General features: G+C 43.3%; 12 protein-coding genes and 1 tRNA gene. 6 read left to right on the forward strand and 7 right to left on the reverse strand.

Translation table 11 applies throughout. The features are described 5' to 3' along the window. The first annotated feature begins 55 nt into the window (after positions 1-55). The 3 genes from KIH41_RS04425 (at position 56) to KIH41_RS04435 (ending at position 4,048) form a co-directional block, all read left to right on the forward strand. Complete coding sequence (locus KIH41_RS04425) at positions 56-961, forward strand: DUF5996 family protein (protein WP_214161649.1); 906 nt, start codon at positions 56-58, stop codon at positions 959-961. Positions 962-1,004: 43 nt separating this feature from the next. Continuing rightward, positions 1,005-2,750, forward strand: a complete 1,746-nt coding sequence (locus KIH41_RS04430; RefSeq protein WP_214161650.1) for an alpha-amylase family glycosyl hydrolase — start codon at positions 1,005-1,007, stop codon at positions 2,748-2,750. An 83-nt stretch (positions 2,751-2,833) separates the two neighbouring features. Next, positions 2,834-4,048, forward strand: a complete 1,215-nt coding sequence (locus KIH41_RS04435) for a PQQ-dependent sugar dehydrogenase (RefSeq protein WP_214161651.1) — start codon at positions 2,834-2,836, stop codon at positions 4,046-4,048. Between the two features lie 33 nt (positions 4,049-4,081). Here the strand turns inward: KIH41_RS04435 and ligD are convergent, their stop codons facing one another. The 6 genes from ligD to KIH41_RS04465 form a co-directional block, all read right to left on the reverse strand. Beyond that, entirely contained in the window at positions 4,082-6,487 is a 2,406-nt protein-coding gene (gene ligD / locus KIH41_RS04440; RefSeq protein WP_214161652.1) for a DNA ligase D, read from the reverse strand. A gap of 3 nt (positions 6,488-6,490) precedes the next feature. Next, positions 6,491-7,270: a non-homologous end joining protein Ku gene (ku, locus tag KIH41_RS04445; RefSeq protein ID WP_214161653.1), complete on the reverse strand. Its 780-nt coding sequence runs from the start codon at positions 7,268-7,270 to the stop codon at positions 6,491-6,493. A gap of 168 nt (positions 7,271-7,438) precedes the next feature. Next, on the reverse strand, positions 7,439-8,461 hold the full coding sequence (locus KIH41_RS04450; protein WP_214161654.1) for a PorP/SprF family type IX secretion system membrane protein: 1,023 nt from the start codon (positions 8,459-8,461) through the stop codon (positions 7,439-7,441). Positions 8,462-8,469: 8 nt separating this feature from the next. Then, the gene (locus KIH41_RS04455; RefSeq protein WP_214161655.1) at positions 8,470-9,567 is read right to left on the reverse strand and encodes a PKD domain-containing protein; all 1,098 of its coding nucleotides are present in this window, start codon (positions 9,565-9,567) and stop codon (positions 8,470-8,472) included. A 25-nt stretch (positions 9,568-9,592) separates the two neighbouring features. Then, a complete protein-coding gene (locus tag KIH41_RS04460; protein WP_213946299.1) occupies positions 9,593-10,426 on the reverse strand; it encodes a hypothetical protein in 834 nt (277 codons plus the stop codon). A 22-nt stretch (positions 10,427-10,448) separates the two neighbouring features. Next, positions 10,449-11,597 (reverse strand): hypothetical protein, encoded by a 1,149-nt coding sequence (locus KIH41_RS04465; RefSeq protein ID WP_214161656.1) that lies wholly within the window; start codon positions 11,595-11,597, stop codon positions 10,449-10,451. A gap of 453 nt (positions 11,598-12,050) precedes the next feature. Between KIH41_RS04465 and KIH41_RS04470 the strand changes: the two genes are divergently transcribed. After that, the gene (locus tag KIH41_RS04470; RefSeq protein ID WP_214161657.1) at positions 12,051-13,028 is read left to right on the forward strand and encodes an isoaspartyl peptidase/L-asparaginase family protein; all 978 of its coding nucleotides are present in this window, start codon (positions 12,051-12,053) and stop codon (positions 13,026-13,028) included. Beyond that, complete coding sequence (locus KIH41_RS04475) at positions 13,025-13,744, forward strand: copper homeostasis protein CutC (RefSeq protein WP_214161658.1); 720 nt, start codon at positions 13,025-13,027, stop codon at positions 13,742-13,744. The genes KIH41_RS04470 and KIH41_RS04475 overlap by 4 nt, the downstream gene beginning before the upstream one ends. Before the next feature lie 38 nt (positions 13,745-13,782). Here the strand turns inward: KIH41_RS04475 and KIH41_RS04480 are convergent. Further along, positions 13,783-13,856: transfer RNA gene (locus tag KIH41_RS04480), tRNA-Pro, on the reverse strand. Between the two features lie 128 nt (positions 13,857-13,984). On the opposite strand from KIH41_RS04480, the gene KIH41_RS04485 reads away from it, so the two are divergent. Next, positions 13,985-15,325 (forward strand): amidohydrolase family protein, encoded by a 1,341-nt coding sequence (locus KIH41_RS04485; RefSeq protein ID WP_214161659.1) that lies wholly within the window; start codon positions 13,985-13,987, stop codon positions 15,323-15,325. Positions 15,326-15,409: the final 84 nt, after the last annotated feature.

Raw genomic sequence — 15,409 nt, forward strand, 5'->3', positions numbered from 1 at the left:
GAAATGGCTTTTTGGTAGTTAATCAAAAACACTATCACCCAAAACCTAATTATCTGTGAAGTCAAATCAGAAACTGCCCCAGCTCCCCTTGGAAGAGTGGGAAAAAAGCAAAATCACCTTACATTTATTCCTTCAGATTGTTGGTAAAATAAAACTGGCACTGATGCCTCCCAAAAACCATTGGTGGAACATTACTTTTCGGGTTTCCTCCAAAGGCTTAACCACCGGCCCCATACCTTATCAAAACGGCCAGGGAAATTTCACCATAGAGTTTGACCTTCTCAAGCATCTCGTCCAGATTAATTCCAGCAATGGGGGTGTAAGGAAATTTGAGATCATGTATGGACTTACTGTGTCCAAATTTTACTCTTTGCTATTGGATAACCTTCAGCAGCTGAATATCTCGGTAAATCTCAAAAACCCCTACCCCTATGACATGGGCGTAGAAGGCGAGTTTACAAGCCTAACCAAGCATTATCATTATGATGCCAATTATGTCCAAAAATATTACAGAGTCCTGCTGTGGGTAGACAATATTTTCAAGGATTTCGAATGCCAGTATAAAGGCAAATCTTCCCCTGTGCATTTATTCTGGCACTCCTTGGACTTGGTGGTCACACGGTTTTCAGGCAAAAAAGCAGATAACAGCATGATGTCGCGCACTTCAGATAGGGAGGCTTATTCTCATGAAAATATTTCCTTTGGTTTTTGGGCAGGGGATAAAAACCACCGTGAACCTGCTTTTTACTCCTACACTTGGCCAAGTCCTGAAGGATTGGATAGCTACCCCATAAAACCTGCAGAGGCAAAGTGGATAGATAACAACGGAAGTCCGATGGCACTACTCAATTATCAGGACTTGATCAACAAGCCGGACCCGGAAAAAACGCTCAAGGAGTTTTTACACAGTGCCTATCAGGCTGGGATAACTTCCGCTGGATGGGAAACAGAATCTTTTTAAAACAACCATACATCTATAATTTCCAATGGAAAACAATTTCCCAATGGGAGCTAGCCTTCATGAGGAAGGCTGCTTTTTCAAATTATGGGCACCCCATGCCCAGTCCGTTCACGTAATTGGGGATTTCAATGATTGGAAACCAGGTGAGCCTTTAGAAAAAGATGATCATGGTATCTGGCAGGGCAGTATCCGCAATGCCCAAGAAGGACAGGAATACCGCTATTTGCTTAACAAGGGAGACCAGGAGTTTTCAAGGATAGACCCTTATGCCAAGGAAGTCACCCACTCCATGGGCAACAGTGTTATTTGCACCCCCTTGCCTCCAATCGGTCATTTTGATCCCCCGCCCCTTCACCAAGCAATCATTTATGAGCTGCACGTGGGTACATTTTATAAGACCTCTGAGGAAGGTCCAGGAACATTTGCTGATGTAATAGAAAAGCTGGACTATCTGCAAGAGCTGGGTGTCAACATTATCAAAGTAATGCCTGTCCATGAATTTGCCGGAAGCTTTAGCTGGGGGTATAATCCCTCCCATCTATTTGCCGTAGAAACCAGCTACGGAGGTCGAAAAGAATTCCGCAAACTCATTGACGAGGCCCATACTCGGGGCATAGCTGTGGTGCTAGATGTGGTCTACAACCATTGGGGGCCCACGGATTTGGATTTGTGGAGATTTGATGGCTGGTATGAAGGCGAGGGAGGCGGAATCTTCTTCTACAACGACGATCGAGGTGAAACGCCTTGGGGTCACACCCGCCCGGATTTTGGAAGACCGGAAGTCCGAAAATTCATTTTTGACAATGTGATGTTTTGGCTAAATGAAATCGGGGTGGATGGGCTTAGGTGGGATGGCACGGCTCTGATAAGGAACTGCAAGGGCGAAGAGCACCTCAAGGACCAGGATCTTGCCGACGGCTGGTCGCTTATGCAATGGGCCAATGAGGAAAGTCGGAAGGTAAAACCAAAGGTAATCTTGATAGCGGAGGATGTAAGAGGAAATGGCACTCTGACCGAAAAAACCGAGGAGGGTGGTGCAGGGTTTGATGCCCAGTGGAACTCCATCTTTGTGGAGCATATCAAGCCTTCTTTAGCCGATGATGCACAATGGCATATGGACCAGGTGATTGAGGCGCTGGAATTCAGGTACAAGCACAATGCGTTTGAGCGGATCGTTTTTTCAGAATCCCATGACGCGGTGGCAATCGAAGACCAGAGATTACCGGAAGAGGCGTCTCCTGGGCAGGCTGACTCTTGGATAGCCAAGAAAAAATCAGCTCTTGGAGCAGTTTTGACCATGACAGCTCCTGGCATTCCAATGATCTTTCAGGGTCAGGAATTTTTAAAAGCAGGGGCGTTTGACGAAAAAGACTTTATCAACTGGGACAGACTTGAACAGAGAAAAGGAATATTCAAGCTTTATCAAGACCTGATTTCCTTGAGGCTCAACAAGGAGCATAAAAGCCATGCCTTGAGCGGCCAGCATATCGAGATTCTCCACGCCCATGCTGAGATCAGGGTTGTAACTTATAAAAGGTGGGCGGATAATGCCGATGAAGCAGTTTATGTTATCATAAACTTTTCCCAAGATACCCACGAAGATTATTGGCTTCCTTTCCCGGGGGAGGGAGATTGGGTCACGATTTTCAACAGTGACAGCAAAATCTACGATGAGGAATTTGGAAATTTAGGTCCCACCAAATTGGAAGTTCTTCAGGATGAAGAAGGTAACTCCTCCCATTCCATCATATTACCCCCTTATTCTGCAATTATTATGTACAGAGAATGAGGTTAATCCAAACAATATTTTAAACAATAAGTTCTTTTGAAGGAACACAACATTTTTATCAAGCAATTTAAACCACTAACAACATGAATTCAATTTCAAAACTTTGCCTGCTCGCAGGAGCTGGATTGCTGTTTGGGCAACCTCTGATGGCCCAAAGTGTGACCGATGAGGTGATCGAGGAAAAAATAGAAACCGAAGAGGCCAATATAAAAATCACCAAAGTAGTGGATGGTCTTGAAAACGCCTGGGGAATAGATTGGTTACCCGATGGCCGAATGTTGATCACTGAGCGTCCGGGGAGATTTCATATAATAGATGGAGAAAACATCCATAGGTTCAGAAACCTTCCCGAGATTGATCTATTTGAGGATGATAAAACACCCGATGAGGGAGGAAATCAAGGTGGGCTTTTAGATGTGGCCGTACATCCTGACTATCAAAATAATGGCTGGATTTACTTTACTTATTCCAGCCCAGGAGATGATGACTCCAATTTCAGCGGTGATGAGGATTATGCCACTGGTACCGCTTTGGCCAGAGCCAAGCTGACTGATGACGGAACAGATATCAGTGAATATGAGGTATTATATGTACAATCCCCGCGAACGGAGCCAGGAAGACACTATGGTTCAAGGATTATATTTCCGGGAGATGGAACGGTTTTATTTTCCATAGGGGACCGTGGAATACGATATCCTTCTCAAGATTTGACTGATCCGGCGGGATCAATTATCAGGCTGAAAGAAGATGGAGGTCCGGCGGAGGACAACCCTTTTGTTAATAAGGAGCCAGGCAACCTTCGTCCTGAGATCTTCAGTTTTGGCCACAGAAATAATCAGGGGATGGTAATCCATCCTACAACTGGGGAGATTTGGGCGTCAGATCACGGACCAAATGGAGGAGACCTTTTATACAAAGTGGAAAAAGGCAAAAATTACGGATGGCCTCAGGTCTCCTATGGAACCGAATACGATACAGATGAGAAAATCGGTATTGGTAGAGAGGCTCCAGGCGTAGAGAAGCCTGCCCATATCTGGGAAGACAACATGGCTCCTTCGGGATTAACTTTCTATACCGGTGAGTTTCAGGGTTGGAATGGCCATCTATTTTCAGGTTCATTGAAGCAAAAAGCCATTTACAGATTGGTGATTGAAAATGGTGAAGTGACCCATGATGAGAAAATGCTGGAAGACAAAATCGGTAGAATTAGAGCCGTAAAGCAAGGCCCCGATGGAAACCTTTATGTGATTACGGATGAAGAGGACAGTGGAGTATATAAACTAGAAATTATTGAATAAGAATATAAGGCCGGGTTTCTTCCCGGCCTTTTTTTATCCCAAATTATCCAAAATCAACTCTATTTCATTTTTTTCAGTCAACACACCTCTGAATAGATCGCCCATCTTTTCTAATCGCTGGGGCATGGTTTTAATGGTAAAATCTTCTTTTTTCAATCCGGGCTTTACTTCTTCCCAATTGAGCGGGGCTGAAACCCTGGCTCCGGGCACAGGTCTTACACAGTAAGGAGCAGCCAAGGTTTGTCCTTTTCTGTTTTGCATGAAATCCAGGTAGATTTTATCGGTACGTTTCTTTACTGCTCTTTCCATACTGGTAAGCTTGGGCACCAACTCATGAACATGGTAGCACAGCAACTTGGTAAAGTCCCTGGCATCATCATAACTGTACCCATCTGCAAGTGGTATGTATATATGAAGCCCACTTGAACCGGAAGTTTTGCAAAAGCCTTTCACTTTCCCCTGGTCCAGTACTTCCTTGGTAGCCTGGGCAACCTCTATTACTTGTTGAAAGGTATTCTTATCACTGGGATCCAAATCAATGACCACCATATCAGGCTGATCCAAATCACTCATTTTGGAGAGCCACGGGTTGATCTCTATACAGCCCAAATTGGCCATGTAAATCAAAGTCGCCTCATTCTGGCAGAGCATATACTCAATATAATCCTCCTTGGACTTACTATGCACCTTAACAGTTTCGATCCAATGGGGAAAAATACCGGCCGTATCCTTCTGGTAGAAGCTTTCACCCTTGATTCCATTGGGGTGCCGGTGCATATTCTGGGGCCGACCAATTAAATACGGAAGCATGAAATCCGAAACATGCATGTAATAATCGATCAGGTCATATTTGCTATACCCTTCATCCGGCCAATAAATTTTCTCCAAATTGGTAATCGGCACATTCACCCCATCTATCTCCAAATTGCCCTTCGACTCTTCGGCTGGCTTACCTTTACCTTTTTTCAACTTAATTTCAGTTTCTTTGGTGATTTCCTTTGGAGCTTTGTCACTTCGGAGGCCTTTGTAAACAGGATGTCTCAAGCTACCTGATCTGGTCCACTCAGAAAACCCAACTTCACAAATCAGCTTCGGCTCAAGCCAGTTGGCTTTCCTGCCTTTCAGGCTGATTTTTCCTGAAAAAGGCGACCCCTCTCTCTTTAAAGGCTCAAACAAATCCAGTAATTCCCGGCTTTCTGCTTCGCTAAAACCTGTACCGCAATTGCCAATGTAAACCAACTCTTTTTCTTTGTACATTCCCAAAATCAGGGAGCCTAAACCTCCCCCACCCTTGATTTTCACAAATCCGCAAATAATTGCTTCTTGGCTTTCCGAGGCCTTTATTTTAAGCCAGAATTCTGACCTTGCTCCTGGGTAATATTTAGAATCGGCTTTTTTGGCAATCACCCCCTCTATGCCCATTTTAATGGCTTTTTCATAAAACACGCTCCCCATGTCTTCCAAATGGTCGCAGTAATATATATGGTCAATTCCCTCAATGACGTCTTGAATCAAACTTTTCCGATCAAGTAAAGGCAGTCCAGTCATATCATGGCCATTGAGACTAAGCATGTCGAACACATAAAACCTGAGCTCCCCCTCCTTTTCAGCAGGGTAGTTTTGAAGGGCCTGAAAAATGGGAAGGCCGTTTTCACCGAGGGCTACAATTTCTCCGTCTAGGATGGCATCATGCTCAATTTGGCCAAGGCTTCTGTGGATTAGAGAGAATTTAGAGTTGAAGGAAATGCCATTTCGGGAATACAGGTTAACCCTCCTGTTTTTAATATCTGCAATCGCGCGATACCCATCCCATTTGAGTTCATAGATCCAGCCGGCACGGTTAAAAATTTTATCCGTTTTGGTGGCCAACATGGGTTTAAAAAAGCCTCTTTCTTCACCATAATTAGAAATTTGATCTTGAAAATCTTCCGCGTCATACTTGGAGTCACTGGAAAATTCATCTTTCTTTTTGATCAATAGCCAGTGGTTTTCCTCCTTTCCTCCCTTTGTCCTGACCAAAGCAAAAGCCCCATTAACCTTTTGCCCAGTAAGGGTGATTTTAAGATTGCCGCTTTTATATGCTTCGATTAAGTTCTTTTCAGCCCCACCCTCCGAAGATTTATAGGTGCCAAAATCCCAAATCCTCATCCTTCCAGCCCCATAATTTCCCTTGGGAATGTCTCCTTCAAAAAACAAGTAATCCAACGGGTGGTCCTCTGTGTGAATGGCTAACCTTTTATCATCTGGGTAAAGCGAGGGGCCCTTGGGAACTGCCCAGCTCTTAAGCACCCCATCCATTTCGAGCCTCAAATCATAATGCAGGCGGGTGGCTTCATGGCGCTGGATCACAAACCTTAACTGTTCACCACTAGCCTTTCCCCCTTTAGGTTCTGGGGTGTTTTCAAAGTTTCTTTTTTTATAATATGCCGAAAGACTCATTTATCAGGAGGCTTTTTTTGATTTCTTTTTGTCTAAACTGGCCTTCAGTTGAGCCATAAGATCCTTAGCCGGAGTGGGTTTGCTTTCGTATTTGGTGGCCTTTGTTTTCTTGCCGGATTTTTTACTTTTAATGATCTTCATCAGTTGATCATTGTACACATCTTTGAATTTGTCGAAATCAAACTTCTCTGTATAATTTTCAATTAAACTCAATGCTATATCCACTTCTTTTTTGGTTACCTTGGTATTGGGCAATTTTAGGTCGGAAGGCTTCCTGATTTCATCTGAAAATCGTATCACGTGCAGAACAAGGGCATTTTCATATACACCGATCAGACATAAATTCTCTTTTTGCCGCATCACAAATGTGGCCACACCAAGCTTTTTGGTTTTCTTCAGTGCATCGCGCAGCAAGTTATATGACTTTCCTCCCTCTTTTTGGGGCTCCAAATAATACGGTTTTTTGAATAGCACATCGGCTACATCGGAAGCTTCGATAAAGGACTCGATTTCAATGGTGCGGTTTTTCTTGACATTGGCCTGCTCAAAATCCTCATCTGTAAGCACGATATAGTTTCCGTCATCATTTTTGAAGCCCTTGACAATATCCTTCCAAGCCACTTCTTCCCCCGTGGTTTCATTGACGCGTTTATAGCGGATGCGGGCATTATCGGCACTGTCGAGCATGTCCAAATCCAATTTGCGGTCTTCTGTGGCACTGTAAAGCTTTACGGGGATGGATACTAATCCAAAACTCACCGTTCCGTTCCAAATTGATCTCATAGTGTTGTGGTTATAACAAAAAAACCTCCTGAAGTTCAGGAGGTTTTAAAAGTGCAATTTTAGTACCTATTTAATTTTCCGTAGCTAGGGGACGGAAGACCGGAAATCGGAAAAGGGAGACCGGAACCAAGACTCACTTAGCAATATTTCGGCTAATCATTTAAACTATTAGAATTTGAAACATGGCAAAATAGTGCTCTTCCGATTTCTGTCTTTGGCATTTCCGTAAAGGAAGGAATACCTCACAGAAACCTCGTGGGCACCTCCGGAATTGCGGAGACCGAGCCTGGAAGTATTAAAATCAAAGCTATACCCTATATCCAACCCAGAGTCAAAGATGAACCCGAATGAAGCAATGATGGCCTCATTGTTTGGCAAACTATATTTAACTGGCAATCCCCTGTACCACAAACCCACCGTGATCGGCTCCAATAAGAGTTGAGACCCCACCTCCAGTTGGTTAAATGGTTGCTGATGCCTAAAGTTGAATGCAAAAAGCAAAGCCCTTTCTTGTCTGCTGTGGCTAAGATAGCTATTGTACCCTCCATCAGGCAAACCGATTTTCACCCCACCATGGGCGGAAAGTTTCATGGGCAGCACACTGATCTGGTCATCCAGAAAAGACATATTGGGTTCATTCAGATGGTGCCCTGACATTCCGAGCCAAACATGCTCATTGTTATAAAGCATTCCAAAGCTGAAATCGGCAAACTGCCTCCTACTATCCACCATCAACTGTCCATCGTATCGGTCTGTGATGATGCCCCGAGCTATGTCCATCTGTGTGCCCAGGATCACATCCCCAAAGTAAGCATCCCTGGAGACATAACTGACCTGTCCACCAAATCTCAGGAAATTGTTAAAACCAAGTTGGAGCCTGTAAGAATAAACCAGACCGACTTCCATGGTGCTCAGCGAGGACATGCTCTCTTGCGAGCCGTTGAACTGCAGGCCGATACCGCTATTGATATCAAACATGTAATGATCGATGTAAGCGGAATAGGAATTGAAAGTATGGTCAAGCCCAGGCCATTGGTTTCGGTAATTCAACCCCACCCTAGTGAGCTCGGCCGAACCGGCAAAAGCTGGGTTCATGTACATCGGCGCAGCATAGAACTGCGAATACTGCACATCCTGTCCAAATGATTGGATGCTAATAAGCAAAAAGACTACACACCATAACTTTCTCATTTCCTACCTTATCGTATTAATGTAAATACTCCCGATCTCGTTACTTGCTTGCCATCCACAGTCGTGAATGTACCCTTATACACATAGTTGCCATTTGGCCCCAGTTTCCCGTTTACTTTGCCATCCCATCCCGGATCTTCCATGCTGGTCATCTCGTAGAGCAAATCGCCCCAGGTGTTGAAGATCAGCATTTCGTAAGATGATATTCCACGCATCTTAGGCTTGAAGTTCTGGTTTTCCCTATCCAATGGCGTAAACCCTGATGGAATCATGATCAGATATGCCTCATTGACCTCAATTGGCATTTCCATTGTCGAAGTACAGCCATAGGCATTGGTGACCGTGAGCGTAACCAAGTACTGCCCTTTCGCATCGAATTTGAAAGGAGGGTTTTGGAGTTTGCTGGTTCGGCCATTTCCAAAATCCCAATGGTAGCTCAAATTGTCCCCCAAGGAGTGGCTTTCAAAAACCACCTCATCGTTGGCTAGGACTTCACCTTTTTGTCCAAGCCCGTTGATTTTGTAATCAAACATGGCGTGCACCGGATCATCGGAAACCTCTACCATGACCTTTTGCTTGGTGGAAGCGCAATCCAAATCCTTGTAGTTGGCTTGAATTTGATAGACGCCTCCTTCATTTACTTCGGGTACATCCTGAAGCCGCAGCTTTTTACCGGAAGGCATTTCCACGGTGTATTCAAACACCTCAGGATCATAGCCTTCAATGGAGGCAGTAAAATCAATACTTCCCCCTTCGCAGAGCACTGCAGGTTGGAGGACTCGCAGGTTTGGCGGTGGCAGAAAATCGATGATTACGGCATCGGAAACTTCCGAAGAGCACTCCTGTTCGTTGATGGTCATCACTTCATAGACACCATTTTCGGTGATTTCTATGAATGGCCCCTCATCAGAAATGGGGACCCCATCCTTGAGCCATTGGAAGGCGGAGGCATTTTTGCCCGAAGCGGTGAGTTCAATGGTTTCCCCCTCGCAGAGCCTGACCCTTTGGGCCTCTTTCTTATCAGCATACACTTGAGAAAATGACATACCCCCTCCGATAAGGAAGGCCAAGGCCATTCCTTTGATCGAAGGAGAGTATGAAAGCATTTTGCTCAAGGGAAGTTAGGAGTTATTAATTTCTACCTAAGCCTCCAGTGATTTCAATTACTGGCTTCTCTGGAATTGGATTAATTACTAGAGTTAGTAAGGTCTCTTCTTTCTCACAAAGAGCTTCTTCATCCTCAAAATCGTAACTTACCCTAACAGTATATTTATAATCGCCTTGTTCTAGCAATCTTTCCGTAAAATCAAGGTCATTGTCTGACGAACCCAAAACATAAGTATTGGTGCTCCCTTCCTGAAGCAGAATCGCTTCTCCTTCATTGGTTGTTAAATAGAATTTATATACAAGATTAAAATCATCTTGCATGTGTGTTTCTTCATAAGAAGCAGAAACAGTTAATTCTTTTTCATTGTAATTGGAAATTTGCTCTGAATCATTCTCACAAAAATCATCATCCTCTTCATCGACTTCAAGTATAATTTCAGGAGCTACATAGACTGCTATATCAGTAATTTCGTAACACGCATCATCCCCGCTACCATTAAATCCATATACTCTAAACCTATGGTAACCTGATCTTGTAAAGTCATAGGTAATTGAAGCCTCTGTTTCACCCTCAAGCAAAACTTGATCTTCATCCACTTTGCCCATCAAATACCACTCAAACCTTTCGTAAACACCATCTACACTTAAGGCTACTTTCGCCCCTTCTTCATAACAAAATAAGTTTTGGACTATCCCCTCTAGGTCATTTTCCGCTCCATATCCAGCCGCATCAAATGAATTGAAACTAGTAATGGTATTACCAGTTTGAGGATGAGTAAAATTTAATGGGTATTGTCCATAAGACTGGTTTACCAATAAAATTAGTATTCCGATTAATAAGTAAAATTGCTTTTTCATAATAGGTACTTTTAATTGTTTCTTAATTTATATTTCTGGGATAGCCACCGTTGATCTGCACCAGGGGCGCCTGTGGCTTGGGTTTTACATGAATTGAGATTTTGGTCATTTCATCCGGCAGGGATTCGCAAACGTCCACACCCGATACATCCACGAAGTATTCGTAGCTTGATTCGGAGAAATGCAGGCCTTCGATTTCAAGGGTGCCATCAGGTAGAAAGTTATAGACTACCTCAGGGCCAAGATCCCCATTGGATATAGGCTGCTGTTTGGTGCTGTCACGGTACCAGTTGAATTGATAATCTGAAGAACTGGAGGTGATGGATGGTGAAAAACTCACCGTTTCACCTTCGCAAATTTCCTGGTCGTCAAAATCTATTTCAATAGGAGTCGGCTGGCTTTTCAGCTCAAATTCTTTCACAAACTCGTCACAGTTGCCATTGACAAACTCAGTGAGGATCAGGTAGTATTTTCCTGCTTCCACATTGGTGATCCCGGTTGCATCACCGTCAATGATCTCCCCGTTAAGAGGATCATCCTTGCGCCACACAAGCTCATGTCGGTTATAGTCAAGATTGGAAGAAGTAATATTTATGGCCCCATCCGATGCCCCGCAGGTAGGTTGTACAAAAGTGGGTTCAATAGACACAGCGTCATTTTCAGGGACAATTATATTATCGACGGTCACCTCGCAACCCTCTTTATCGGTCACAGTGACTGAATAAGTCCCCGGTGTAAGAGCGGACACGGTTTGGGTAGTTGCACCGTTGCTCCATTTATATGTGTACTCCCCCCAGCCGCCTTCTGGGAGTACGGTGACGTGGTTTACTGGACAGACATCTAATTCTTGGATGACGGTGGCGGTGAGAGGAGACTCAGGAGGACCTATTGTCACCTGAAATATTAATGGCTCTTCTTTTCTATTGTTATTACTGCCGCTTCGTCTAAATATCTCGATCTCATAATTTCCAGCAGGAAAATCATATGATCCAGTTTGTCTGTTTATTAAAAAATCTGAAACATCATTCCCTCCTTCCGAAATTGATTTTTCATCACTCCAGCTGCCATTTTGAATTCTATACCTAGCAAATAAATTTCTAGGTGGCCTCAATTGGCTTAGATCAAAGCCAATTTGCCCAAAACTATCCCCAGAACACATTTGGGTTACCATTAGACTTACATTTGGAGGAGCAGCATGTATAAGGTCTGTATTTTCAGGTACTATTGTACTAGCATGAGAGGTGAGACTTCCACACAATAAAATGATAACCCATATAAGCTTATAATATTTCAAAGGTTTTCTCCCCATTTACCTGCCACATCCATTAGTTAAATTGCATTTTATACATTGATTTTTGCAAATCATTGTTTAGAATATTATTTTATGCTTTTCACAAACACTTTAATGATTTATTTAAAAAGACCACCACACCTGAAATTAAAGCATTAATTCATGAATTAACAAAACATATAAAGAACTATTTACCAGTAATATTCAATATAAAACCACCTATTCAATATTAATTTTTCAGGCTTAAACAGCATTATTGCCATTCATAAAAAATTCCGTTTTTATTCAAACTCGACTGCTTAGTATAGCCTACCAATTGATAAATATGCTCTAATGTCTTCGAGAAGAGAATTTGTAAAGAAAACCATCCTGACTTCCAGCCTAATTCTACCATTTAAATTTTCAGCATCTGGCAACGGCTTTGATAAAACCACAGATTTCCAGCCCCTGATCCTCTCCACTTGGAACCATGGGCTAGCCGCCAATGAAAAAGCCTGGGAAGTACTCGAAAGCAGCGGTGATATAGTAAGTGCTGTAGAGCAAGGTGTGATGGTGACCGAATCGGATCTGAGCAACCTCACTGTGGGGCTTCAGGGGTTACCGGACCGGGAAGGAATCGTAACACTGGATGCAGCTATTATGAGAGGTGATGGCGGATGTGGGACGGTTTCATTTGTAAGACAAGTAATGCACCCCATATCCCTAGCCAGAAAAGTGATGGAGGAAACACCCCATGTCATGCTCAGCGGGGAGGGTGCCAGGCAGTTTGCAATCGAGCAGGGACTGGAAGTTCTGCCGGAAAAATTAAGCCCAGAAGCGGAAAAAGCCTATAAAGAATGGAAACAGAAATCCGAATACAAACCCATTATCAACATTGAAAACCACGACACCATTGGTATGATAGGAATGGATACCTCAGGAAAACTTGCCGGCTCATGCACTACCAGTGGCTTAGCTTTCAAAATGCACGGGCGAGTCGGTGACAGCCCCATCATTGGTGCGGGCTTGTTTGTGGATGAGGAAGTAGGAGCAGCTACCGCTACCGGTCTGGGCGAGTCTATCATCAGGATCTGCGGAAGTTTTCTTATCGTAGAGCTTATGCGGCAGGGCTGGGAACCGCAGAAAGCCTGTGAGGAGGCTGTGAAAAGATTGATAGCCAAAAACAAGAATATTGAGGATATACAGGCGGGTTTTATAGCCATGAATAAAGACGGGGAATATGGTGCCTATTCCGTCCATCCCGGTTTCAACTTTGCCAGGCATACCAAAGGAGAAAACATTTTGATTGACTCCAAAAGCAAATTCAAATGAGAACCTACCTACTTGAAGCGCCGGTCTTTTCTTTACACGCTGGGTTAAAAGCCGCCTCGGCTGGAGTTGACCGCTTGGAGCTCTGCGCCGACTTTGCAGAGGGAGGCACCACGCCAAGTATTGGAGTATTTAGGGTTTTACAATCCCTCATACAGATTCCTATTTTTGTCATGATCAGGCCTCGAGGGGGTGATTTTGTCTATTCAGAACGGGAAATCGCTGCAATGATAGAGGATATCAAACTATTTGATCAAGAAGGAGCGGATGGGTTTGTATTTGGTGTTCAAACTCCTCAAGGTGGGGTGGATTTAATATCAAATAAAAGTTTAATAAAGGCAACCAAAAAGCCCTGCACCTTTCATCGGGCGTTTGACAACATGGCCAACCATGACAAGGCACTGGAAGAGATCATTTCTTTGGGCTTTACCAGGATCCTCTCATCTGGAGGCTTTGACACGGTGACCGATGGTATGGAAAACCTACTCAAATGGATGAAAATAGCTGGCGACCGGATCATAATCATGCCGGGAGGTGGAAGCAAGCCCAGTCATCTGGAAACCTTTAAAAAAGTTGAGCATTTTAAAGAAATACATGCCAGTTGCAAAAAGGTTTCGTTAGGTCCCGAACACTACCACAATCATCTTTTGAAAATTTCATCAAGTGAAGGGATACTCGATATTGATGAAGAAATTGTACTTAAGTTCAAAAGCGCATAAACTAAAAAAGCTGACCAAACTGTCAGCTTTTTTCATTGTCGGAGTGACTGGATTCGAACCAGCGACCCCTTGCACCCCATGCAAGTACGCTACCAGGCTGCGCTACACCCCGATCGATTGGCAATTTTAAGAAAAATGATCCAATTCAAAAAATTTACCAGTTTATAATATCACAGTTTTTTACCTGTTTTTTTCAATTTGTTTTTTCCGTAAATTAGCTAATCACCTATCCAGTTCACCATGAGACAATTACTGTTAATCATACTTTTACTCCCTTTCACCACACCTGCTCAATCATTTTTAGTAAAAAATGTCAATATTGTCACTTTAAGCACTGAAAATCCAATTCTATCCAACCAGTCCATCTTGGTAGAAAACGGGAAAATTCAATCTATCGGATCAAACCTGGAAGTAGAAGCTGATTCTATAATCGAAGGAGCTGGGAAATATGTTTTGCCGGGCTTGGCGGAAATGCACTCCCACATACCCAATGCGGAGAACGGGGATTTTTCCTTTTTGGAGGATGTCATGTGGTTATACCTGGCCAATGGGGTGACCACAATTAGAGGCATGATAGGGCATCCGAGTCATTTGGAGTTAAAGGAAAGGATCAAAAGTGGCCAAATGATGGGTCCTAGAATATTTGCGGCCGGCCCATCCCTGAATGGAAACAGCGTAGAATCTCCCCAACATGGCCGGCAATTAGTACATGAGCAGGCTGACGCTGGGTATGATCATTTAAAAATCCACCCTAGATTAAGTATGGAAAAATTCATAGCAATCGCAGAAACAGCCAAGGAGAAAAATATTATGATAGGTGGCCATGTCCCGCTTGACGTAGGTTTGGAAAATGTAATTTTAAATGGATTTCATTCAGTAGAGCATCTGGATGGTTATCTGGAAGCCATGCTTCCCCATGAGGATTATAAAAATTCCGAGAAAGCGGGGCCATTTAGCATGAATTTTTCCCAGGATGCCGACCTTTCTAAACTTCCGGAATTGGTGAAGCTGACAAGAGAAAATAATGTAGCTGTGGCACCAACAATGACCCTTTTTGAACATTTTTTTGGGTATTTACCGGCAAGTGAATTAAAGGAAAGAGCAGAGATGAAATACCTACCTAAGGACCAAATTGTGAAGTGGGCAGAGCAAAAACAAAGGCTTGAAGATGATGGTATCTTAGCTGAGGAGAAAGTAAAACCCTTTTTATCCCTCAGAGATCAAATTCTCATGGAATTATATGAGGCAGATGTCCTGATACTTTTAAGTTCAGACTCCCCGCAAGTCTTTAATGTCCCTGGCTTTGCCACCCATAGAGAAATTAAGTCCATGAAAAACGCTGGAATGAAAGCTGTCGACATATTAAAAAGCGGTTCAAAGAATGTAGCCCAATATTTTAACCAGGATACTTTTGGAGAGATTGTGGTTGGGAAAGATGCTGATTTCTTGATAGTAAGAGATAACCCTCTTGAAAAATTGGAAACCCTTGAGGAACTTGAAGGGTTATTCGTTGGCGGAAATTACATTGACCGGGAAAGAATTCAATCCGAATTGGATCGAATTGAAGAAAAAAACAAATAAAAAAAGGGGCTTAGGCCCCTCTTATATCATACAGACTTTTTTAATGCCGGACACTATCCCAATAAGTGTGTAAGTATTGATTAA

The sequence above is a fragment of the Litoribacter ruber genome (genome assembly GCF_018500185.1).
In the GTDB taxonomy this organism is placed as follows: domain Bacteria; phylum Bacteroidota; class Bacteroidia; order Cytophagales; family Cyclobacteriaceae; genus Litoribacter; species Litoribacter ruber.